Source organism: Streptomyces sp. NPDC000345 (assembly GCF_042898825.1).
In the GTDB taxonomy this organism is placed as follows: Bacteria; Actinomycetota; Actinomycetes; order Streptomycetales; family Streptomycetaceae; genus Streptomyces.
On the sequence record NZ_JBIAZE010000005.1, the window covers coordinates 303,093 to 325,274 of the forward strand.

The window sequence follows — 22,182 nt, forward strand, 5'->3', positions numbered from 1 at the left end:
CCTCCTCGACCGGTCAGGCGCGCTGGTGTCCCAGGGGCTGGGCCGGGCCGGCCTGGGCGTCCTCGGCGGCGTCCGGGCGACCGAGCCGTGCCGCGCTCCCGTCCTTCGCCGCGCCCTCTGCGACCTGCTGCTTCGAAGGGCGCAGCAGGACGACGGCGCACGCTGCGGCGAGCACCGCGAGCATGGCGGCCACCACGAGGCACAACCGCAGGCCGTCGAGAAGGGACTCGCCCAGGGCACCGTAGACCTGACCGGCTGTGGAGCCGAGGTCCATCCCGGCGACCGCGCCCAGGCCGCCCTCCTCGGCGGTGGCCACGACGGTGTGGGCCTGGGCGCCGGTCACACCGGCGTCGGCGAGGTGGCCGGGCAGGGTGTGCACGGCTCGGGTGGACAGCAGGGCGCCGAGGACGGCCGGGCCGAGCGCGCCGCCGACCTGGCGGAAGGTGTTGTTGGCGGCCGAGGCCATGCCCGCCAGGCGGTGCGGCACGGCGGCGACGGCCGTGGCCGTCATCGGCGTGGTGACGAGTCCGATGCCCACGCCCAGCACGATCAGCCGCCAGGCGATCGAGCCGTAGGAGGTGTCGGCGTCGAGGTCCGTCATGGCCAGCAGTGGCCCGGCGATCAGGAGCAGACCTGCGGTGATCATCCAGCGGGCCGGGACGCGGTGCATCAGTCGTCCGGCCGGGGCTCCGGCCACGATCGCGGCGACGGGTACGAGCAGCAGCCGTGCGCCGGCTTCCAGGGTGCCCAGCTGCTGGACCATGCCGAAGTACAGGCTGAGGACGAAGAAGAAGCCGATCAGTCCGAGGAAGGTGATCAGGGCGATCAGGGCGGTGGCGGTGAAGGCCGCGCTGCGGAACACCGCCAGGTCCAGCATGGGGCTCGCGCTGCGCCGCTCCACCAGCACGAAGGCGCCCAGCGCGACGACGCCCAGCGCGAGGGCGGCGGCCACCTTGGGGGCGGTGAAGGAGTCGGCGCCGCCCTCGATCACGCCGTAGACGAGCGCCGTGATGCCCACGGCCGCGGTGATCTGGCCGGGCCAGTCGAGCTTGCGCCCGTGCTGGGCACGCGAGTCGGTCAGCAGGGGGGCGGCGACGGCCAGCGCGACCAGCGGGAGGGGAACGGACAGCAGGTAGATCCAGCGCCAGGCGAAGTGATCGAGGATGACGCCGGCGATGACCGGGCCGACGGCCAGGGCCGCGAGCAGGGCCATGGCCCACATGCCGATGAACTTGCCGCGCTCACGGTGGTCGGGCACCGCGTGGCTGATCAGCGCCAGGGTGGTGGGCAGGAGCGCGGCCGAGCCGAGACCGGCGAGGGCCTGTCCGGCCCACAGCGTCTGGATGTCCTGCGCGCACAGGGCGACCGCCGCGCCCGCCGCGCAGCAGAACAGTCCTGACAGGAAGACCTTCTTACGGCCGTGCACATCGCCGAAGACTCCGGCGGTCAGGATGAAGGCCGCCATGGGCAGGACGAACGCGTCCTGCACCCAGGACAGTTGGGCGGTCGAGGTGTTCAGTGCCCGCTGGATGGCGGGCAGGCTGACCGCGACGGTGGTGATCGGCAGGTAGGCGACGAACACGCCGAGGCAGGCCACGACGATGGTGGCCGCCCGCCGGTCGGTCGGCCTGATCGCCGTTGTGGTGGCGTTCACGGACATTCTCCGCTTTCTCCCGTGCGGCGTGGTGGTGCCGCGGTCGGTTGGGTGGGGCAGGGGTGGGCGCACGGGGCTGCCGTGCCGGGGGCGGGCGGCCCTGACCTGCGGGCCGCCTCGTCCGTGCGGCGGGGCCCGGGGTCCGGAGCGCCCGCAGGGGGATGCGAGGAAGACGCTCCGGGCCGGTCAGGGAGTGGCGGCGACGCCCCGCCGCACGGACGGGCCGGCCCGCAGACCGCCCGCGTGCTCATGGGAGTCACGTCCTTCCCTCAGGACGTGGACCAGCATCCGCCTCGAAGCCTTCGGCCATGAACTCAGCGACCCGAAGCGAACAAAAACCTCTACACGACGGGGAGTGCATGGAAGACTCCCTCCATGATCGACGCTGTGGACAGGAAAATCCTCCACGCCCTGCAGTGCGCGCCCCGTGCCCCGTTCCGCCGCATCGGCGAGGTGACCGGGGTGTCGGAGCAGACGGCCGCCCGGCGTTACCACGCGCTGCGCCGCAGCGGGGTGATGCGGGTGGTCGGTCTGGTGGATCCGGCGGTGCACGGGCAGGCCCGGTGGGTGGCCCGCATCCGTTCCCGCCCCGACCGGGTCGGGCCGCTGGCGGACTCCCTGGCCAGACGTCCGGACATCGCCTACGCCGGCCTGGCCTCCGGCGGCTCGGAGATCATCTGCATGATCCGCTCCCCCGTGGAGGCCGAACGCGAGGACGTCCTGCTGCGCCAGCTGCCCCGCTCCGCCTCCGTCCTCGACGTCGGCATCGACCTGGTCCTGCACACCTTCGGCGAGACGGGGACCAGCGAATGGACCGGCTACGGCGCCGGCCTCACCCCCGACCAGGTACGGCAGCTCACGGGCGACGGGCCCCCCGTCCCCGCCGGCCCCCTGCGGACCCCCACGGACGAGGACGCCCCGCTGCTGGCCGCCCTGGCCGAGGACGGCCGTACCACCCACACCCGCCTCGCCGGGCTCACCGGCTGGTCCCACGCGCGCGTCGCCCGCCGGCTGGAGGCGCTGGAGACCTCGGGCACGCTCGTCTACGACGTCGATCTGCTGCCCGAACGCCTCGGCCATGCGCTCAACGCCACCCTCTGGCTGCGCGTCGCCCCCGCCCGCCTCGAACAGGCCGGCGAGGAACTCGCCCGGCACGCCGAGGTCGCCTTCGCCGGCGCCGTCAGCGGACGGCACAACCTGATGGCCACCGTCATCTGCCGCGACGCCGAGGACTTCTACCGCTATCTGACCACCCGCGTCGCCGCCGTCGACGGCATCGACGCCTACGAGGTCAGCATCCGCGTCCGCCGCCTGAAACAGGCCGCCTCACTCATCTTCCACGGCCGCCTCGTCCATCCGGCACCACCCGGCTGACCGCCGCGCTCCGGTCCGGCCACGAACGGGACGGCGGATCGGGTAGCACTACGCCGAGCCCTTCCGATCGAGGACGTGGCGCGGATGTCCGGCATGAGCGTCTCCGCCTTCCACCGCAACTTCCAGGCCGTGACCGCGATGAGCCCCATCCAGTTCCAGAAGCAGATCCGGCTCCAGGAGGCCCGGCTGCTGCTCCCGGCCACCCGGGCGACGTCACCGGAGTCGGCCACCGCGTCGGCTATGACAACCCGTCACAGTTCAGCCGCGAGTACCGCCGCCGCCTCGGCGCGCCCCCCCAGCCGGGACGCCGCCCGTCTGCGCCACGGCGTGCACGCTCCGGCGGGTGTCCTCCCCTGAAAAGCGGTAGCCTACAATTAACCTGTCCATGGAAGATAATTCTTCGGAAGACGAGTGATGGCTGACGCCGACCTGAAGCGGCTGTACCGGGAGCTGGTCTCGCTGGAGATCGAGCTGTGGGACGGCATCGAGGGGCGGTTGAAGGCCGAGTACGACCTGCCGCTGACCTCGTTCGAGGTGCTGCACCTGCTGCTGCGGCAGCCCGGGCGGCGGATCCAGGACATCGCGGAGAAGTTCTCGATCACCGTGGGCGGCACGAGCAAGGTGGTCGATCGCCTGGAGACGGCGGGCCTGTGCGAGCGGCGAGCCAATCCGAACGACCGCCGTTCCTCGATCGTGGAGCTGACACCCGAGGGGCGGAAGCTGGTGGACGGGGCGCTGAAGGTCTTCGAGGAGGAGCTGGAACTGCGTATCGGGTCGGTGATTCCCGAGCAGTCCGTACGCGAGGTGACGGCGGTCCTCAGCACGCTGCGGGCAGCCGGACGCGCCCTGGACGGGGAGCGGAGGGCCGCCGCGCAGACACCCCTGCCGGCCGTGCGGGCGCCGAAGCAGCACGGCCGACCGGCACCGTGAGCCGCGACGGCTCTGCGGTGCCGGTGGGCTGACGGCCGGGGCCGGACGAGGGGGACATCGGCCGGCAGGACATGGTGCGCCCTCGGCCCGCCGCCGGTGGAACGCTCGTGAGTGGTACTTCTAGCCCCAGAAGGCGTCTTCGGCGGCCGGGTCGGCGGAGAAGAGCCACATCTCGGTGATCTTGCCGTTCTCGATGCGCAGGAGGTCGACGCCGTCCATGCTCATCGACGCGTCGTCATGGCTGCCGGTGAAGTGGATGGTGGCGGCGACCAGGTCGCCGTTGCCCATGAGGGTGCGGATCTCGTCGATGGCGAAGGTGCCCCGGCTGGTCTCCATCATGCTGCCGAGCATCTGGAAGACGGCACCCTGGCCCTTGTGCTCGCCGGAGAACCGGTTGGCGCCGGGCTGGTGCCAGACGATGTCGGCGTCGAGGAGTTCGCCGAGAGCGGCCAGGTCTCCGGCCTGGACGGCCTGGAAGTAGGTGCGGGCGACGTCGATGTTCGCGCTGTTCATGTCGTTTGCTCCTGGATCCTTGTGCGGGGGGGTGGGGACTATCGGGCGAAGTCGAGGCGGTCGGCGAGGCCGGCTTCGGTGAACGCGGCCTCGATCTCGTTCCGGCCTTCCTTGTCGACGGGAGCGAACCTCCCGGCGATCTCCTTGACGTGCTCCAGTGCGGCGTTGTCACCGCTGACGTAGACCGGGGGCAGGTCGTCGGAGGTGAGCATGAAGCCGACGACGTCGCCGGTGACCGGTTCACAGCCGACGGGGCCGTGCCGCGCGGGTACGCCCGTGACGGTCACGGTGCCGCCGTCGGGCCGCCGGAGCTCGGCGGTCTCCCAGAAGGCCAGCCCCTGCGCGTCGCCGCCGAGACGACCGGCGCCGCCCTCGGTGGTGAAGACGACGGGCACCTCGGACAGGAAGGCGCGGCCGGCGTTGTCGAGGTTGTCGTCGTGGGTGTCGTGGGAGAGCAGGATGGCGTCGATGCCGCCCAGGTCGGCGGCGGTGACGGGCGACGGGTCGGTCTTGACGAGCTTGTGGTCGCCGGGCAGGGGCATGGGGTACTCGCCGGGCGGGTCGAAGGTGGGGTCGGTGACGAACCTGAGCCCGCCGTACTCGATCAGGGTGGTCGGGCCGCCGTACACGTGGACGGGGATCTTTTCGCTGGCGGCGCCGGCGTCGGACATCTGGGGCCTCCCGGTCGGGGAACTGTGAGGACGTGTGTGGGGGGACAGGCCGTGCGGCGGGTGCCGTGCGGGCCCGCACGGCCGGTCAGGGGGCGGGTGCGGAGAAGACGCCGAAGTAGTGGCCGGCCGTGTCCCGCAGCCGGGCGAAGGTGAAGCCCGCGGAGTCGGAGACCGGCTCCATCAGCACCTCGGCGCCCAGCCGGTGCCGAACTCGAACCAGGCGACCGAGTGGAAGGCGGGCACGGTCATGACACTCACTCCTGACGACGAGGACTCTCCGAGGCACGCCCGATCCGGAGGGTGATGGCCGCGCTCCGCTGGAGCGGCTCACAGGCCCGGTCAGCTGGAGCAGGCAACCAAGGCCCCGGATCGGCCGCCCGCCCAGCAAACCATTTAGATTCCACGGAAGCAACTTCCAGAGATTATTGTTCTCCGTGATGCAGATTCGGGAACGGGGCCGACCCGGGCGCGGGCGGCCGGCAGCAGAGAGGAATCCCGTCGTGGAACCGGTCGAGATCGAGGAACACCGCGAACAGCTCGACGCGATCGTGGCCGGCCCGCTGGCCGGGCACGGGCTGCGGCTGCGCTTCGACGAGGTCGTCCACCACGACGACAACGTCACCCTGCGGCAGCGGCCGGCCGGCCCGGCGTGAGCGCGACGCACCGGCGGCGGTGTCAGGTGACGGCGTCGGGCTCGGGGACCGCTCCGCTCTCACCGCAGCGGACAGGTCCGTGACCGCTGTGACCCGCGACGAGCACGCCGTCGTGGACGGCGCACACGTCGTGGCCGCCGCCTACTCCTCCCCAGCCGGCCCGCGTGGTGTTCTCCGCCAGCGGAGAACCTGTGTATCAGCGACTGCACGCCGAGCCACGGCCATCGGTCGCGAAGCAATTCGCGTCTCTTCTGTGACGCCAGAAGCCCCGGCCGACGAGAGCCGGGGCGATGGCGCCGCACCGTCATGTCAAGCGCCGTAGACGGTCAATTCTGCGATTGACCACCAGTTGCTCGCGACATCGCCGGTGTTGACGACCTTGATGTGGCGAGCCGTCTGGGCCGGGAAGGAAATCAACTCGACTCGCTGGCCGTCCGCCATGGACGAGACCTTGGTCCAGTCGGTTCCGTTCGCGGAGACGTACACGTCCGCGCTTCGCGCGTAGTCGCCGATGTTGCTGCCGCAATCCAGCAGGATCTTGTCGAACGTCCGCGTCTGCCCCATGTCGACCTGGATCCAGAGACCGTCGTACTGGCCTGTTCCGGAGCTGTACCGGGTGCCGGAATCGCCGTCCAGCATGTTCGCGGGGCCGTCGTCGTACGGGCTCGTGTCCGAGGTCGTTGCCGTCCAGCCCGTCCGCGACAGCGCCGGGCCCAGGTCTATGACGTCGAAGGAGGCTCCACCCGCGTCCGCTCCTCCGGCTCCGTTCACCGAGACCTCGTACGTCCCCACCGGCAGCCCGCTCGGCACGTACGCGCTGATGCTCGTGTCCGACCAGCTGTCGATCTCGGCGAAGAGTTTCCCGAAACGCACCGTACCCAGCCCCTGCGCGTCACCGAAATGGGAACCGCTGACCGTGAACTTGGCACGCGGTATGCCTCGCTCCGGCTTCAGGCTGGTGAAGACCGGTGCGGGGAAGCTCGACAGCTTCTGCGTGGTGAACATCGCCGACGTCCCGCTCGGCAGGGTGTAGGTGTACGAGCCGTCGGCGGACACCGGGAAGCCCTGGCTGCCGGCGGTGCCGTTGAACACCGCGGTGACCTGCGCCCCTTCCGGACTGGTCCACGTCTTCAGCTGGAGGCCCCTGGGCACCGCTGTCGGGGCTGCGATCGAACCGGTGCCGCTCGAGGATCCGTACACGTTGATTTCGGCGATGCCCCACCAGAAACCGGATGCCGCGACACAGACGATGCGAATGTACCGTGCCGTCCGAGCCGGCAAGGTGACGGCGATCTTCCCTATGTTCCCGCTGCCGTTCGCGACCGCGCTGCCCCAGTCGGCCCCGTCGTCCGAGACGTAGATCTGGTACTTGGTGACGTAGTCGAAGGAGCTGCCTTCTCCGGTGGCGAAGACGATCTTGTTGAAGCTCGTGGGACGTCCCAGATCGATCTGGAACCAGGCGCCGCTCGTCGTCCCCTGACCGAGATTCCACCGGGTGTTGATGTCGCCGTCGATCGCGTTCGCGGCCGCACCCCAGTCCGGGCTCGACGAGGCCGTCGCGGTCCACCGGCCACGGCTCAGTGACGTTCCGGGCGTCCGGATGGACGCTCCGACCGGAAGGGAGTACGTGAGCAGCTCGCTTCCGGTGCGGACGGCATTCTGGTAGGGCAGGAGTGCCGGGTCGTACGTGACCGTGATCGGACCGGACGACGACTTGAACGTGAAGTCATGGGTCGGATCAAAGACGTTGGTCGCCGCGGGGGTACCGCCGCTGCGCCGACCCGCATACGTGAACGTGACGGCGTCGCCGGCGTTCAGCGTGTAGTCGAAGGACTGTGTTCCGTCCGCCACGCTGAAGGTCTTCGCGGCGCTCGCCGAGTTGTACGCGATCAGGACCTTCGAGCCGTCCGGATTCTGGAACGCGACGCTCTCGATGCTTCCTTCCCCGAAGGTGTTCGAGTAGATGCGATGCGCTCCGGGCTTCACGAACCTGCTGGCGTGAGCGAGTGCGTGGTAGTCCACGTTGTAGGAGACCTGTCCGCTGTCCGGATCGACCGTGACCAGTCCCCGGCACATGGGGATGCCGTTGGTGTCGCTGTTGAGCGGCCCCAGCTTGGGGTCGAGCGCGGTGTTCCAGAGCATCACGCCGTTCGCCCAGTTGCGCATGCCCTTGATGATCCACGTGCCGAGCGCGTCATGGAACGCCGTCTCGTCGTCGCCCTGCCAGACGCCTCCGCTCGCCTCCGTGATGTACGTTTCCTTGCCCGGATAGTCGTTGTGGACCAGCGTCTGGTACGTCGGGTTGCCGCTGTAGATGTGCCATCCGGTGCCCACCGTGTACGGGGAGGCGGCGGGGTCGCTGAAGATCGTCTCGGGGTACGAGGGCACATCCCAGTTGTGGTCCCAGGCCAGGATCTTCGTGGAGATGCGGTTGGCCGCGAACGCCTGGCCGATCTCCTGGATCACCTGGGATTCCTGGTAGGCGGACAGGAACATGCCGGGCCAGCTGGGCGTGCCCATGGGCTCGTTCTGCGGCGAGATGTAGGAGATCGGCACACCGGCCTTGCCGTAGGCCTTGATGAACTTCACGAAGTAGTCGGCCAGCGCGGAAGCGTACTCACTCCTGAGGGTGCCTCCGATCATGGAGTCCGAGGTCTTCATCCAGCCTGGCGGACTCCACGGGTTGGCCATGATTTTGGCGGACGGGTTCAGTGCCAGAGCCTGCCGCAGGACCGGAATGATGTACTTCTCGTCGTGCTGGACCGAGAAGTGGGACAGCGTCGGGTCCGTCTGTCCCGCCGGCATGTCGTCGTAGGAGTAGTTTCCGGAGGCGTTGAAGTCCGTGGCGCCCATCGGCGTGCGGATCAGGCTGAGGCCGATGCCCTTCGAGGGATCGTACAGCTGCCGCATCAGCTTCGCTCGGTCAGCGGTGGACAGCTTGTCGATGAGCCAGGCGGAGGAGTCGGTCATGGCCGCCCCGAAGCCCTGGATCCTCTGGTACTTGACGCTGTCGTCGATCTTGATCGTGAGCGGGTTGTCCGTGCTCTTCGTCCGGAACAGCACATCGCTCTGGCCGGCGAGCCACTTCTTGGCCGAGATGTCGGTCAGCCAGACCTGCACGGCAGAATTGCGTGACGAGGTGGCGGCGGCAGCGTTGCCGGAAACCTGGGTCCAGGCGGCGGCGACGCCGATGGCGGTGGTGAGGAACTGACGTCGTCCAAGACCGTACGAGCTCATTGAGGATCCTCCTTCAGACCTGTTCGTTCAGTACTGCTCTGCGGCGCCGGTGGCCGGCGTCTTGATCACGAGTGGGTGCAGCTCCCACGCGTCGACCGCGTAGCCGAGGCGTGTGCCCGGTGCGGTGCGGGCCTGAAGTCGCCACGGGCCCCGCCCTGCCGGGTAGAAGCGCAGCGTGAGGACCTGGCCGGTGGTGGTCAGGAAGACCTCGGCGATGGAGTGGTCGACGACCACGCGCAGGTCGATGGGTTGCCCGATGGGGCAGGGCATCCGGTAGGAGCCACCGCGGGCCCGGGGGTCCAGGGAGGCGTGGTCACGGTCGACGACCAGTTCACCCGCGTCCGGATCCAGGCGGATGTCGAGGTGTTCGGCGCCGTCCGTGGTGGTGAGCAGCCGCAGGCCGACGGCTCCGGTGGGCTCCAGACGGGCCGTCAGGTCGAAGGCGCGGCCCACGTCACCGAGGTCCACCGGCTCCGGGCCATCGGTCGCGCCCTCGGCATGCAGGGTCTGCGCACCGCGCAGGGCGAGCAGTTCGGTGGCGGGCCGCTGGCGCAGCGTGCCGTCGGCGCCGACGTGGATCTCGCGGGGCAGGGTGAGGACGCCGGCCCATCCGTCCGCGGCGGCCCAGGCTTGGTCGCGGGCTTCCCATGACCAGCCCCACAGCAGACATCTGCCTCCAGGTGCGCGCAGCAGGGCGGGTGCGTAGCAGTCGGGACCGTGGTCCGCCCACACCGGTGCGCCGGCCTCGAAGTGGCCGGCGTGCTCTTCGCCGATCAAGGCCGCGACCCGCATCGGGCCAGTGGGTTCGGTCCAGGTGCTGAAGATGAGGGCCCCGAGTCCGCCGGCCGCCGGGAGGTACTGGGGGCATTCCCAGCCGTCGCCGGTCAGCTCCTCGGTGCCGCCGACGGGCTCCGGGTGACGGGCGGCGAAGGGGCCTCGGTAGGTCCAGTTCTCCAGGTCGGGCGAGTCGTAGAGGAGGGCGGCGGCGCGGCCGTCGGCGAGGGCGGCGCCGACCAGCATCCGCCAGCCGTCGCCGTCCTGCCAGACGTACGGGTCGCGGTACATGGTGCAGCCCTCGGGCCAGGCGGGGATAATCGTTTCTCCACGCGGGCTGAAGGTCTGGCCGCCGTCGTGGGAGACGGCACAGGTGACCGGCTGGTGCTGGAACGAGCGGTCCTCGCGGTGCGCGGAGTAGAAGGCGACGACGCGGTCGCCGTCGGAGACGGCGTTGCCGGAGAAGCAGCCGTCGGCGTCCACGCCACCGGGCGTCGGGGACAGGGCGACCGACCGTGGCTCCCAGGTCAGCAGGTCGGGGCTGCGGAAGTGGCCCCAGTGCAGGTTCGCGTGTGTCGCGCCGTACGGGTTGTACTGGTGGAAGACGTGGTAGTGGCCGTCGTGGAAGACCAGCCCGTTGGGGTCGTTGAGCCAGTTGCGGGGCGGCCGCAGGTGCGCCACGGGGTAGTGCGCATCGCGGGGTGTGGTGGACACACGCGTGCCTTTCGGTGGTTCGGAGGGGCCCGCCCAGCCGGGTCAGGGATCGGCTGGGCGGGGGCTTCGAGCGGCCTTCGCACGGCCTGCGAGCGGCGCTTCAGGCCCGGATGCGGAAGTGCGCGCTCAGCTGCTGCTCCCGCCGTGAGCTGGGGCCGACGCGGAGCGCGAAGTCACCTGGTTCGACCACGCGGCGGTTGTCGGCCGTGACGAGGGAGCAGCGTGCGGCGGGGACGCCGATGCCGACGTCCAGACTTTCGCCGGGCGGGATCTCGACCTGGGTGAAGGCCTTCAGCTCCTGCTCGGCCCAGGTGACGCTGGTGGTGAGGTCGCTGACGTACGCCTGGACCGTCTCCAGGGCCGGACGGCTTCCGCTGTTGGTGAGTCTCACAGTCGCCTGGACGGTGCCGTCCGCGGGCACGTCGTCCTCGTGCACGGTGAGGTCGGAGTAGGTGACGGTGGTGTAGCTGAGGCCCTCGCCGAACGCGAACAGGGGGTCCTGGGTGAGATCGGCGTAACGGTCCCCGTGCTGGCCGCGCACCTGGTTGTAGAAGACGGGCTGCTGTCCGACATGGCGGGCGAAGGAGACCGGGAGCCGGCCGCTGGGCTCGATCAGCCCGAGAAGGAGTTCCGCGATGGCGCGGCCACCGCGCATGCCCGGGTTGAACGCCTCGATGAGTGCTGCCGCGTTCAGAGCGGAGTCCGGGAGGCTGCTGGGCTTGGACTGGGCGAGTACGACGACCATGGGTGTGCCGGTGGCGGCTACCGCCTCCAGCAGGGCGAGCTGGCCTCCTTGGAGCTCGAGGGTGGCCGTGGAGCGCACCTCGCCGGTGAGGGCGATGGTGTCCCCCACGACGACGACGGCGTAGTCGGCGGCCTCGGCGGCGGTGGTGGCCTCCCGGAGCTGTGCCTGGTCGACCGGGGCCGGGGTGAAGACGGGCGGCTGCGGCTGGCCGTCGGGCCCCGTGGACCACTCGGTGGGGTCGAAGGCGAGGCTTTCGATGTCGGCTCCGCGGGCGTACGTGATGGTCCAGTCGGCCGGGGCGACGGCGCGCAGGCCGTCGAGCACCGTCTCCACCGACTCGCGTGGATGGCCTTCGGGCATCCACGGGACCTGTCCGGTGGCGCCCGCCCAGTCGCCGAGCATGGCTTGCGGGCTGTCGGCGTTGGGGCCGATGACCGCGATGGTCCGTGGTGTGCCCTGTCCTGCGGCGCGGCCGGTTCCGTCCGGGGCGAGCCCGCCTTCGAGGGGCAGGATGCCCTCGTTGCGCAGCAGCACCAGGGAACGGCGGGCGGTCTCCAGGTTGAGGTCGGCGTGTGCGCGGCAGCCGATCACCTGCGCCTGCCGCTCGGGGTCGGGCCTGCGGGGGTCCTCGAAGAGCCCGAGTTCGAACTTCAGCCGCAGCACCCGCCGTACCGCGTCGTCGATCTGCTTCTCCTCGACCAGGCCGCGGGCGACCGCCTCCTGCACGCCCTCGAAGAACGCCGGCGTGGCCATGATCAAGTCGTTGCCGGAGTTGACGGCGACCGCCGCCGCCTCGACGTGGTCGGCGCAGACCCGCTGGTCGTAGACCATCCGGCCGACGTTGTCCCAGTCGGTCACCAGCGTGCCGGTGAAGCCCCACTCGTCCTTGAGTACGTCGTTGAGCAGCCACTGATGCGCGGTGATGGGCACGCCGTCGATGGACTGGTAGCCGAGCATGAACGTCCGGCAGCCGGCCCGGGCCGCCTGCTCGAAGGGGGGCAGGAACCACGAGCGCAGCTTGCGTGGGCTGAGATCGGCCTCGCTCGCGTCCCGTCCGCCCAGGGTCTCGGAGTAGCCCGCGAAGTGCTTGGCGCACGCCAGCACGGCTGTCGGGTCGCTCAGGCCCTCCCCCTGGTAGCCGCGCACCATCGCCGCGCCCAGCTCGCCGATCAGGAAGGGGTCTTCGCCGAACGTCTCGTTGATCCGGCCCCAGCGCAGGTCCCGGGTGATGCACAGCACCGGAGAGAACGTCCAGTGGATTCCGGTGGACGCGATCTCGGTCGCGGCCACCCGGGCGACCCGCTGGAGCAGAGCGGGATCCCAGCTGCAGGCCATGGCCAGCTGGGTCGGGAAGACGGTCGCGCCCGGCCAGAACGAGTGGCCGTGGATGCCGTCGTCGCCGGTCAGCAGCGGAATGCCGAGCCGCGTCCGCCGGGCCAGCTCCATGGCCTCCGGCATCAGCGCGGGTGTGACGTGCAGGACCGAACCGGCCAGCTTGGCCGACACGATGTCCTCCAGGTCCCCGTGCTGTGCGTCGAGCGTCAGCAGCTGCCCGGCCTTCTCCGGCAGGGTCATCCGTGACAGCAGGTCCTCGATCCTCGCTTCCACGGAAGCTTCCGGATCCAGGTACACCGCGGTGCGGACGGGCTGTCCCACTGTGGGCTCCAAGTCATCAGTCGTCACAGGTCATCAGTCGTCACAGGTCATCGGTCGGGACGGGTCGGGACGTCGATGGCGGCCGGGTGGACGGTCGCCGCCGGTCAACGGGTGCCGCCGGTCAACGGGTGCCGCCGGTCGACGCCGGTGTGTCACTTCAGGCCGGTGGTGGCGATGCCCGCCACGAACTGGCGCTGGAAGAGGAGAAAGACGATCATCACCGGCAGCAGGACGATCACCGCGCCCGCGAGCAGGATCCCGAAGTGGGTGAAGGACTGTCCGCTGCTGGCCAGGGCGAGACCCACGGGGAGGGTGTACTGGCTCTCGTTCTGGGCCACGACCAGCGGCCACAGGAAGTTGTTCCAGGAGCCGAGGAAGGTGATGATCCCCAGGGTGGCGAGGGCCGGCTTGGTCAGCGGGAGGATGATCCGCCAGAAGATGGCCAGCTCGCGGCAGCCGTCGACGCGGGCGGCGTCGATCAGCTCGTCGGGCAGGGTGGAGATGAACTGCCGCATCAGGAACACGCCGAGCGGCGTGGCCAGGAACGGCAGGATCAGCCCGAGCAGGGAGCCCGTCAGCTTCATGTTGGCCACCAGCACGTACAGCGGTACGAAGGTGACCAGGGCGGGGACCATGAGCGTCCCCATGACCAGCAGGAAGACGGCGCGCTGTCCGCGGAACTCCAGCTTGGCCAGGGCGTAGCCGAGCATCGAGCAGAAGAGGAGGTTTCCCGCGGTGACGGCGAGGGCCACCGTCACGGAGTTGGCGAACATGCTCGTGAAGTCGAGCTTGCCGAACAGTTCGCCGTAGTTGGCGGTGGTGGGCCTGGTGGGGATCAGGACGGGCGGCGTCCTGCGGATGTCGGCCTCGGGCTTGAAGGACCCGGAGAGCATCCACAGGAACGGCGCGATCATCAGCAGCAGGGTGCCGGCGAGCGGTACGTACAGCCAAGGGTGTCCCCAGGTCCGGCGGACGTGGCGGCGTCGTAGAGCCCGGTCCGTGGTCGAGGGCGTGGCGGAGGAGGCGACTGTGGTCACGGGGAATCAGTCCTTGTCTCGCAGCAGCCGGAACTGCAGTACGGTCAGCGCGACGATGAGGACGAAGATGACGTAGCCGGCGGCCGACGCCATGTCGTAGTTGCCGTTGCCGAACTGGCCGTAGGCGTACAACGTGGCCGACAGGGTGGAGTCCAGCGGGCCGCCCTGGGTCATCACGAACGGCTCGTCGAAGAACTGCAGGTAGCCGATGCCGGTGGTGACGGCGGTGAGCAGCAGCGCGGGGCGCAGGAGCGGGAAGGTGACCCGCCAGAAGCGCTGCCAGGCTCCGGCGCCGTCGAGTTCGGCCGCCTCCATGAGGGACTCGGGCACGGACTGCAGTCCGGCCAGCATGATGATCATGACGGTGCCGAGATTGCGCCACACCGCCATCACGATCATGACGGGCAGGGCGAACCGGGTGTCGGTCAGCCAGGACGGACCGTCGATCCCGAACCAGCCCAGGACGGCGTTCACCAGTCCGGAGCGCGGGTGCAGGAGCGTCTTCCAGACCACGGCCACGGCCACGATGCTGGTGATCACCGGCAGATAGAAACCGACCCGGAACACGGCCCGGAAGCGGCGGATGCCACGGTCGAGGGCGACCGCCGCGGCGAGCCCGGCGGCCAGCGTCAGCGGCAGGCCGACCAGGACGAAGACGGCGGTGTTGCGCAGCGCGTGACGGAACTGCTCGTCCTGGAAGAGCCGGACGTAGTTGTCGAGCCCGACGAACGACACGTTCAGCGGGGTGCGCAGGTCGGCGCTCTTGGTGTCGGTCAGGCCCATCATCAGCGACCACACCACCGGCAGCAGCAGGAAGGCCGCGAAGAGTGCGAGGAACGGGGCGGCGAGCACCCAGGCGGCCCGGGCCTGCCGGCCGCGCGCCGTGCCCCGGGGCGCGGAGCGCCGGCGGCCGGCACTCCGCTCCGGCTGTGCGGTGCTCTGCTCCTGGGCGTCGCCCCGGCTGGGGAGCGTTTTCGTGGACATGGATCTCATCCGTCCGTCCGAGGGCTGCTCATGCGTCGGTGCTCAGCGGCCGGTGCCGATGCTGGTGGCCTTGGACTGCAGCGCCTGCTGCACCTCGGCGACGGTGGCCTTGCCGAGGGTCAGCTTCTCCAGTTCGGAGTCGATGGCGTCGGCGATCTGCTGCCAGGTCGTGATGGCGGGCGGCGCCTTGCTGACCTCGAGCTGCTCGGCGAACGCCTTCATGTTCTCGTCCTCGGTCAGCTTCCCCACCGTCCACGCCTCGGGGGCGGGGGGCAGGCTGCCGCTGGCCTTGGCATAGGCCGCGAGGTTCTCGGGCTCCGTGAGGAACTTGGCGAACTTCCATGCCGCGTCGGAGTTCTTGGCGTCCTTGAACACCGCCAGGTCGCTGCCGCCGGCGAACCCGGCGGGCTTCTTGGTGTACGGCACCGGCATGGTCTTCCACTTGCCGTCGAGCTCCGGGGAGTCCTTGTGGAGGCTGCCGCCGGCCCACGCGGCCTCCTGGTACGTGGCGGTCAGCCCGTCCCGGAAGTCCTGGAGGTTGTCCGCCTTGTCGGTCGGCGCCAGGCCCTGCTTCGGGACGCTCGCGTAGTACTCCAGCGCCTTGGCGACCTCGGGCGAGTCGAAGGTGAACTTCCCGGTCTCGGCGTCGTAGATGTCACCGCCCTCCTGCCACACCATCGGCAGCAGGAAGAGCCAGGAGTTGAAGCCCATCACCAGCCCGGTGGCGTGGCGCAGCTTGGGGTTCTGCTTGCCGGCGGTGGCCTGGACGGCCTTGAGGTCCTTCAGGTATCCGTCCCGGTCGCCGGCCAGGGCGCCCTTGATGCCGGCCTTCGCGGTGATGTCGGTCCGGTAGTAGACCGCCGTGGTGTCGGCGATGAACGGCACGCCGTAGGAGGTGTCCTTGTACTTGGTGGTGTCCCACTGGCCACGGTAGAAGTCCGACGACTTGATCGACGTCGGGGTGGCCTGGAAGCCGTTCATGGCGGCCATCTCGGCCATCCAGGTGGTTCCGACCAGGGACATGTCCGGTGTGTTGCCGCCGGCGATCGCGGTCGTCAGCTTGTCGTGGGCGCCGTCCCAGGGCACCGCCGTGATCTGGACCTCGACGTCGGGGTTCTGCTGCTCGAACTTCTTGGCCAGGCTCTCGAGGTTCTTGTCGGTGTCGCCCATGGACCACATGACGACCTTGCCGGTGGCCTTGCCGCTGCTGAGCTTCGCGGGCGCGTCCTTGCCGGTGCCGGAGTCGGCGCTCCGGCCGCAGCCGGTGGCCACCAGGGCTGCCGTGACGGTGACGCACAGGACCTGAACGGTTCTGACGGTGTGACGAGTAGTCGTACGCATGGGTGCGGCTCCTTGCCGTGGGAAGCGATACGGGCGCGGGGGGGGCGGCGAAGGGTGGAAACAGGCGGGGCCCGGACGGGGCGGCCCGCGAGGTGGAGGCCGTCCGCGGTGACGGCGGCATCGACGGTCGGCCGCAGGTCGCGGCTGGGACGTCCGACGCGGGGTGAGTGGCGGCCGGGCGGGGTGTGCCGGGCGCGCCGTCGGGTGTTCCGGATCGGAAGGCGCCGGAGGAAAGGGCGCCTCGGCGGTGACGCGTGAGCGCGGTCCCGCGTGGACGGTGGTGAAACCGGCCGGTGAACAGGCCGGTCGCGCAGCCGCGTTGAGCGGCTTCAGGTGGAGCTCAGTGGAGGCGGACGACCTGCCGCCCTGTCCGAGGGCCGGTCGGGTCGGTTCCGTGGCTTGCTGGAGTCCGTCCCCGCCTGCGGGGCGGGCCGGTCGGCGGAGACGTACGGTTCGAAGCGGTACTGACCTCGCGCGTGTCGCGATGCCGTGGCGTCAGTTCGAGCTCGGCTTCGACGTCGAGCCACGGACCACGAGGCTGGTGGGGATGATGCGCGACGGGACGGCCTCAGGCGATCCGCGCACGTGGTCCAGCAGCAGACGCGCCGCCGCCTCACCCATCTCCCTCATCGGCTGTCGGACGGTGGTCAGTGCCGGATAGGTGTACGACGCCATCTCGACGTCGTCGAAGCCCACCACGGCGACATCCTGCGGAACCCAGAGACCGGCCTCGTGCAGGGCGACGAGCACGCCGGCCGCCGAAGGGTCGTTGTGCGCGAAGACCGAATCGAACTCCAGGCCGTCCGCGAGAGCGCGCGCAACCACACTCCGGCAGCGGTCGAAGTCGAAGTCGCCCCGAACGATGCCGCGTTCGCCGATCTCGATCCCGGCTTCCGCGTAGACGTCGACGAAGCCCTCCAGCCGTTCCCGGGTGCAGCCGAACGCCTCGGGACCGGTGACCACCAGAGGACGACGGCGGCCGATGTCCAGCAGGTGCCGCGCGGCCTGCGCACCCCCCTCCCGATTGGTGGTGGCCACGTAGGGGAATCCCGGCCGCTGGAAGCGATCGTCGATCAGCACGACCGGCAGCCCCGCTTCGTGCAGTTCCGTGATGTACCCCATGGCGCCCTCGGGCTCTATCACCAGCAGGCCGTCGAACGACTTGGCGGCGACCTGCAGACCGAGCCTGCGCAGTGACTCCTCACCGCGGTTCCAGGTCAGCATGCGCAGCCCGAAGCCCTCGGTCTCCAGCGTCTCGACGACCGCCTGCACGATCCCGGCCCAGGCCCAGGCCATGTCCGGGACCAGCATGCCGATCATCTGGGTCGTGCCGCGTGCGAGCCCGACTGCCCCGGCGCTCGGCACATAGCCCAGCTCGGATATCGCCTCGCGGACCTTCAGGACGGTGTTCTCGTTGATCTCGCCTTTGCCGTTCAGCACGCGCGAGACCGTCGTCTTGCTGACGCCGGCCCGTGCGGCCACGTCGGCGATGGTGACTCCCATGCCACCTCCTCTCCCTCCGCACAGGGGCGGGAGACGTCCTCCCGCGCCGAAGGGCTGATCGTACAGACCCGGTGGAACCGGTACCGGCATCGGTTCCGGAACCGGTTTCGGTACCGGTTCCGGCAGTGAAGCACCGGGAGGCTCGCGCCGTCAACACACCGGAAACAACTCGTTCACGGGGAAGTCGTCAGCCGTCCCCGGGAGCGGGGAGTTCGCCGGAGCCGCGGGCGAGGTAGCGGGTGGGCAGCACGCGGTGACGGGCGGGTCCGTCCTCGCCCTCGAGTCGCTCGAACAGCAGGCCCGCGGCCTCCCGGCCGATCGCGGCGTGATCCTGGGCGATCACCGAGATGCCGGGTTCGAGCAGGTCGGCGAGGGGCAGGTCGTCGAAGCCGACCAGCGCCACGCGGCGCTGCAGCCCGAGCTCCTGCAGGGTCATGCGGGCCCCGACGGTCAGGAGGTTCTGGCCGGAGACGAGTGCGGTGGGCGCGTGTCCGAGGGCCAGGAGTTCACGGGTGGCGGCCCGGGCGGCTTCCGCGCCGTGCAGGCCGCGCCTCACGAGAGACGGGTGCAGGACGCATCCCACCGAGGCGAGCCCCTCCACGAATCCGGCGTACCGCTCTTCGGCGGTCCAGATCGAGCGGAGGTCGCCGAGGAAGGCGATGCGCCGGTGGCCTGCCTCACGCAGCCTTCTCACCGCCGCCCGCACGCCCGCGCGGTTGTCCACGGTCACGGTGTCCACCTGCGACGCCGTGCTGGGACGGTCCATGCAGACGACGGGTGTGCCGGTGCGGCGGGCCGCGTCGAGGTCGGTGTCGTTCCGCCCGGTGGGTACCACGACGAGGCCGTCGACCCGGCGGGCGGTGAAGGTCTTCAGCAGGCCGCGTTCCCTGGCCGGGTCCTCGTCGGTGGACCCGGCGAGGAGCAGCATGCCGTGCTCGGCGGCGGCGTCCTCCACCGCACGGTGCAGCGCGGCGGAGAAGGGATTGGCCGCGTCCTCCAGGACGAGGCCGAGGGTGCGGGTGCGGCGGTCGGCCCGGCGCAGGCTGCTGGCCGTCAGATCGTGGCGGTAGCCGAGCAGTTCGGCGGCGCGGGTCACCCGTTCCGCCAGGTCAGGGGTGACGGGCTTGCCGTTGACGACCCGCGAGACGGTGGCGATGCCGACCCCGGCCATGGTCGCGACGTCGCGCATGGTCGCCGGTCGCCGACCTGTGTCGTTCTGCTGGCTCGGCAACGTTTTCTCCCGCGGATCGATGGGCATCGGTGCAGCCCACTCGATCCTCGCATTCGGGGGTTTTTCTGCACAGGGTCTGGACTTCGGCGACAGGGTGCCCGTACGTTCGGCGAAACGTTTCCAGCCGCTGGCTGGAGCTGCCGGTGCCGCGCTGCCCCCACAGCAGGGCTCGCCCGTGGCCTTGGACCAGGCCACAGCGAAGCCGCCGCCCGTACCCGCGCCCGACACGCGTCAAGCGCCACTCGTCACGCGTCAGTCCCCCTACGGCTGAGCCGAAGCCCGCCCGCCTGCAAGGAGCCGCCATGTCCAGCACCATTCGTCCGCGCCGCAGACTCCTGGCCGCGCTGGCCGTCCTGTCCGGGCTCGGCCTGGTCGCCGCCTCTCCCGCCACGGCCGACACGCTCTACCACGAGCGGTACCGCCCCCAGTTCCACTTCACCCCGGACCGGAACTGGATGAACGACCCCAACGGCCTCATCTACTACAAGGGCCGGTACCACCTGTTCTTCCAGTACAACCCGTCCGGCAACAGCTGGGGCAACATGTCCTGGGGTCACGCCGTCAGCACCGACCTCGTGCACTGGAAGCAGCTCCCGGTGGCCATCCCCCAGGACGACCAGGAGATGATCTTCTCGGGCAGCGTGGTGCTGGACAGGAACAACAGCACCGGCTTCGGGACCAGGAAGAACCCTCCGCTCGTCGCCGTCTACACCAGCGCGCAGAAGGCCTCCGGCAAGCAGCAGCAGGCCCTTGCCTACAGCACCGACGGCGGCACCACCTGGACCAAGTACTACGACAACCCGGTGCTCGACATCGGCTCGAACAACTTCCGCGACCCCAAGGTCTTCTGGTACGCCCCCACCGGGCGCTGGCTGATGGCGGTCTCCCTCGCCGACCAGCACAAGATCGCCTTCTACAGCTCCGCCGACCTCAAGCACTGGACCCACCAGAGCGACTTCGGCCCGGCCGGCGCCACCGGCGGGGTGTGGGAGTGCCCGGACCTGTTCCCGCTCCCCGTCGACGGCGACCCGAAGAAGACCAAGTGGGTACTGGCCGTCAACCTCAACCCCGGCGGCATCGCGGGCGGCTCCGGCGCCCAGTACTTCGTCGGCGACTTCAACGGCAAGAAGTTCACCTCCGACGACGACGGCACCTACACCCCGCCGAGCGGTACCGTCATGCAGGACTTCGAGTCCGGCTCCTTCGGCGACTGGACGGCCACCGGAACCGCGTTCGGCAGCGCGCCGGCGACCGGGGCGGTGGACTGGCAGTCACAGGTCACCGGCTTCGAGGGCAAGGCCTTCGCCAACAGCTTCCACGGCGGCGACGCCTCCACCGGCACCCTCACCTCGTCCGAGTTCACGGTGACCAGCGACTACATCAACTTCAAGGTCGGCGGCGGCAACCACCCGTACCAGCCCGGCACCGTCATGGGCGACCAGCCGACACCCACCGGCGAAACCCTCGCCGACTTCGAGGGCAGCACCTACACCAGCCCCATCGGCGACTGGACCACCACCGGCGACGCCTTCGGCACCGGACCGGCCCGGGGCACCCTCCCCAACCAGGGCCAGGTGTCCGGCTACCTCGGCAACGGCCTGGTCAACAGCTTCCTGAACGGCGACGCCTCCACCGGCACCCTCACCTCACCGGCCTTCACCATCGACAAGAAGTACCTGGACTTCCTCATCGGCGGCGGCTATCACCCGGCGGGCTCCGACGCCCCCACCGCCGTGGAGCTCGTCGTGGACGGCAAGGTGGTGCGCTCCGCCACCGGATCCAACGGCGAAGCCCTGAACTGGTCTTCCTGGGACCTGTCCGACCTGCAGGGCAAGCAGGCCCAGATCAAGGTCGTGGACGACAACACGGGCGGCTGGGGTCACCTCAACCTCGACCAGGTCGTCCTCTCCGACACCCAGGCCAAGCCCCCCTCCGTCGAGACCGGCGTCAACCTGCTCGTCGACGGCAAGGTCGTCCAGAGTGCCACCGGCGCCGACTCCGAGAACCTCGACTGGGCCTCCTTCAACACCATGGCCTACAAGGGCAAGCAGGCGCAGATCCAGATCGTGGACGCCAACTCCGGCGGCTGGGGACACGTCCTCGCCGACCGGTTCACCGCCGCCGACCAGCCCGCCCTGACCACCACCCAGCGCGCCCACTGGCTCGACTACGGCGCGGACTTCTACGCCGCCGGCACATGGACCGACGCACCCGGCGGCCGCCGCGTCATGATCGCCTGGATGAACAACTGGAACTACGGGCAGGCCATCCCCACCAGCCCGTGGCGCAGCGCCGACTCCTTCCCCCGTCAGCTCTCCCTGCGGACCGTGAACGGCGAGGTCCAGCTGATCCAGCAGCCGGTCCGCGAACTGACCGCCCTGCGCGGCGCCGGCACCAAGGTGCCCAGCACGCGCGTCACGAACACCACCACCCCCCTCGCGGTGCACGGCGGCAGCCAGGAACTCCAGGCCGACCTCACCGCCGGCACCGCCGACCGCTTCGGCCTGGACGTCCGTACCGGCGGCGGACAGCGCACCCGCATCGGCTACGACACCGCCACCGGCGAGGTCTACATCGATCGCACCGACTCCGGCGCCACCGATTTCGACCCCGCCTTCTCCGGCGTCCAGCGCGCTCCCCTCGGTCTGCACGGCGGCCAACTGAGCCTGCACGTGCTCGTCGACGCCTCCTCCGTCGAGGTCTACGCCCGGAACACGCGCGGCGAACAGGTGGTCCTCACCGACCAGGTCTTCCCCGACCCCTCCAGCACCGGCATCGACGCCTTCGCGGAAGGCGGCACCGCCACCCTCGACCACCTGCAGGCCTGGCAGCTGAAGTCCATCTGGCGGTGACGAGCCCGAGGTCCGTGCGCCGGACGGCCGGAGCGGCTACGGCGTGCGGCTCCTCGGCGAGGTGGGCGCCGAGCGGACTCCTCGCGCGCCGGCCACCGTCCCGCAGGGCCGCGTCCTCCCCGGTCCGCGGCGGAACTCACAGTCGTCAGCTCCCCGATGAACTCGTGCGGTGCCCTGTCGTGCGGGCAGCGGCCGGCCTCGGCGCCGAGCAGGGTGGCGGTGACCGGCGGTAATCAGAGGCTGGAGCGGTGACGACTCGGGCCGTTTCCCCGGTCTGGCGGACCGCGGCAGCAGACCAGCAAGCCAGACGTTG

15 protein-coding genes and 1 pseudogene are annotated in these 22,182 nt (G+C 70.1%); 5 read left to right on the forward strand and 11 right to left on the reverse strand.

Going from position 1 to position 22,182, the window contains the following annotated elements; translation table 11 throughout:
* Positions 1 to 13: 13 nt before the first annotated feature.
* Positions 14 to 1,654, reverse strand: a complete 1,641-nt coding sequence (locus ACFY30_RS14475) for an MFS transporter (protein ID WP_390845524.1) — start codon at positions 1,652 to 1,654, stop codon at positions 14 to 16.
* Between the two features lie 375 nt (positions 1,655 to 2,029).
* On the opposite strand from ACFY30_RS14475, the gene ACFY30_RS14480 reads away from it, so the two are divergent.
* The 3 genes and pseudogenes from ACFY30_RS14480 (at position 2,030) to ACFY30_RS14490 (ending at position 3,958) form a co-directional block, all read left to right on the forward strand.
* Positions 2,030 to 3,028: an Lrp/AsnC family transcriptional regulator gene (locus tag ACFY30_RS14480; protein WP_390845525.1), complete on the forward strand. Its 999-nt coding sequence runs from the start codon at positions 2,030 to 2,032 to the stop codon at positions 3,026 to 3,028.
* A 46-nt stretch (positions 3,029 to 3,074) separates the two neighbouring features.
* Positions 3,075 to 3,385: pseudogene (locus tag ACFY30_RS14485) on the forward strand (helix-turn-helix transcriptional regulator); the annotation flags it as partial.
* Positions 3,386 to 3,442: 57 nt separating this feature from the next.
* Positions 3,443 to 3,958 (forward strand): MarR family winged helix-turn-helix transcriptional regulator, encoded by a 516-nt coding sequence (locus tag ACFY30_RS14490; protein ID WP_390845526.1) that lies wholly within the window; start codon positions 3,443 to 3,445, stop codon positions 3,956 to 3,958.
* A gap of 120 nt (positions 3,959 to 4,078) precedes the next feature.
* Here the strand turns inward: ACFY30_RS14490 and ACFY30_RS14495 are convergent, their stop codons facing one another.
* Together ACFY30_RS14495 and ACFY30_RS14500 are read right to left on the reverse strand one after the other, a co-directional pair.
* The gene (locus ACFY30_RS14495; RefSeq protein WP_390845527.1) at positions 4,079 to 4,471 is read right to left on the reverse strand and encodes a nuclear transport factor 2 family protein; all 393 of its coding nucleotides are present in this window, start codon (positions 4,469 to 4,471) and stop codon (positions 4,079 to 4,081) included.
* Positions 4,472 to 4,509: 38 nt separating this feature from the next.
* On the reverse strand, positions 4,510 to 5,142 hold the full coding sequence (locus ACFY30_RS14500) for an MBL fold metallo-hydrolase (RefSeq protein ID WP_390845528.1): 633 nt from the start codon (positions 5,140 to 5,142) through the stop codon (positions 4,510 to 4,512).
* Positions 5,143 to 5,642: 500 nt separating this feature from the next.
* Here ACFY30_RS14500 and ACFY30_RS14505 point away from each other — a divergent pair, with 500 nt between their 5' ends.
* The gene (locus ACFY30_RS14505) at positions 5,643 to 5,795 is read left to right on the forward strand and encodes a hypothetical protein (protein WP_390845529.1); all 153 of its coding nucleotides are present in this window, start codon (positions 5,643 to 5,645) and stop codon (positions 5,793 to 5,795) included.
* A 309-nt stretch (positions 5,796 to 6,104) separates the two neighbouring features.
* On the opposite strand, the gene ACFY30_RS14510 is transcribed toward ACFY30_RS14505, so the two are convergent.
* From ACFY30_RS14510 to ACFY30_RS14545, 8 genes are all read right to left on the reverse strand, one after another.
* Complete coding sequence (locus ACFY30_RS14510) at positions 6,105 to 9,032, reverse strand: discoidin domain-containing protein (protein WP_390845530.1); 2,928 nt, start codon at positions 9,030 to 9,032, stop codon at positions 6,105 to 6,107.
* A 27-nt stretch (positions 9,033 to 9,059) separates the two neighbouring features.
* Complete coding sequence (locus tag ACFY30_RS14515; RefSeq protein ID WP_390845531.1) at positions 9,060 to 10,520, reverse strand: glycoside hydrolase family 32 protein; 1,461 nt, start codon at positions 10,518 to 10,520, stop codon at positions 9,060 to 9,062.
* Between the two features lie 100 nt (positions 10,521 to 10,620).
* Complete coding sequence (locus ACFY30_RS14520; RefSeq protein ID WP_390845532.1) at positions 10,621 to 12,921, reverse strand: glycoside hydrolase family 3 N-terminal domain-containing protein; 2,301 nt, start codon at positions 12,919 to 12,921, stop codon at positions 10,621 to 10,623.
* Between the two features lie 152 nt (positions 12,922 to 13,073).
* Entirely contained in the window at positions 13,074 to 13,958 is an 885-nt protein-coding gene (locus ACFY30_RS14525) for a carbohydrate ABC transporter permease (RefSeq protein WP_390845533.1), read from the reverse strand.
* 6 nt (positions 13,959 to 13,964) lie between these two features.
* On the reverse strand, positions 13,965 to 14,951 hold the full coding sequence (locus ACFY30_RS14530; protein ID WP_390845534.1) for a carbohydrate ABC transporter permease: 987 nt from the start codon (positions 14,949 to 14,951) through the stop codon (positions 13,965 to 13,967).
* Between the two features lie 33 nt (positions 14,952 to 14,984).
* Complete coding sequence (locus ACFY30_RS14535; RefSeq protein ID WP_390845535.1) at positions 14,985 to 16,283, reverse strand: extracellular solute-binding protein; 1,299 nt, start codon at positions 16,281 to 16,283, stop codon at positions 14,985 to 14,987.
* A gap of 495 nt (positions 16,284 to 16,778) precedes the next feature.
* Positions 16,779 to 17,786 carry a LacI family DNA-binding transcriptional regulator gene (locus ACFY30_RS14540; protein ID WP_390845536.1) on the reverse strand — a complete coding sequence of 336 codons (1,008 nt, stop codon included), beginning with the start codon at positions 17,784 to 17,786 and terminating at the stop codon, positions 16,779 to 16,781.
* Positions 17,787 to 17,973: 187 nt separating this feature from the next.
* Complete coding sequence (locus ACFY30_RS14545; RefSeq protein WP_390845537.1) at positions 17,974 to 18,975, reverse strand: LacI family DNA-binding transcriptional regulator; 1,002 nt, start codon at positions 18,973 to 18,975, stop codon at positions 17,974 to 17,976.
* A 344-nt stretch (positions 18,976 to 19,319) separates the two neighbouring features.
* Between ACFY30_RS14545 and ACFY30_RS14550 the strand changes: the two genes are divergently transcribed.
* Complete coding sequence (locus tag ACFY30_RS14550; RefSeq protein WP_390845538.1) at positions 19,320 to 21,869, forward strand: GH32 C-terminal domain-containing protein; 2,550 nt, start codon at positions 19,320 to 19,322, stop codon at positions 21,867 to 21,869.
* Positions 21,870 to 22,182: the final 313 nt, after the last annotated feature.

What these genes read in the sequence shown, in the direction of transcription:
- ACFY30_RS14545 (WP_390845537.1), bottom strand. Translation starts at nt 18,975, where the DNA reads ATGCGCGACGTCGCGACCATGGCCGGGGTCGGCATCGCCACCGTCTCG.
- ACFY30_RS14510 (WP_390845530.1), bottom strand. Translation starts at nt 9,032, where the DNA reads ATGAGCTCGTACGGTCTTGGACGACGTCAGTTCCTCACCACCGCCATC.
- ACFY30_RS14550 (WP_390845538.1), top strand. Translation starts at nt 19,320, where the DNA reads ATGTCCAGCACCATTCGTCCGCGCCGCAGACTCCTGGCCGCGCTGGCC.
- ACFY30_RS14490 (WP_390845526.1), top strand. Translation starts at nt 3,443, where the DNA reads ATGGCTGACGCCGACCTGAAGCGGCTGTACCGGGAGCTGGTCTCGCTG.
- ACFY30_RS14495 (WP_390845527.1), bottom strand. Translation starts at nt 4,471, where the DNA reads ATGAACAGCGCGAACATCGACGTCGCCCGCACCTACTTCCAGGCCGTC.
- ACFY30_RS14535 (WP_390845535.1), bottom strand. Translation starts at nt 16,283, where the DNA reads ATGCGTACGACTACTCGTCACACCGTCAGAACCGTTCAGGTCCTGTGC.
- ACFY30_RS14530 (WP_390845534.1), bottom strand. Translation starts at nt 14,951, where the DNA reads ATGAGATCCATGTCCACGAAAACGCTCCCCAGCCGGGGCGACGCCCAG.
- ACFY30_RS14480 (WP_390845525.1), top strand. Translation starts at nt 2,030, where the DNA reads ATGATCGACGCTGTGGACAGGAAAATCCTCCACGCCCTGCAGTGCGCG.
- ACFY30_RS14540 (WP_390845536.1), bottom strand. Translation starts at nt 17,786, where the DNA reads ATGGGAGTCACCATCGCCGACGTGGCCGCACGGGCCGGCGTCAGCAAG.
- ACFY30_RS14500 (WP_390845528.1), bottom strand. Translation starts at nt 5,142, where the DNA reads ATGTCCGACGCCGGCGCCGCCAGCGAAAAGATCCCCGTCCACGTGTAC.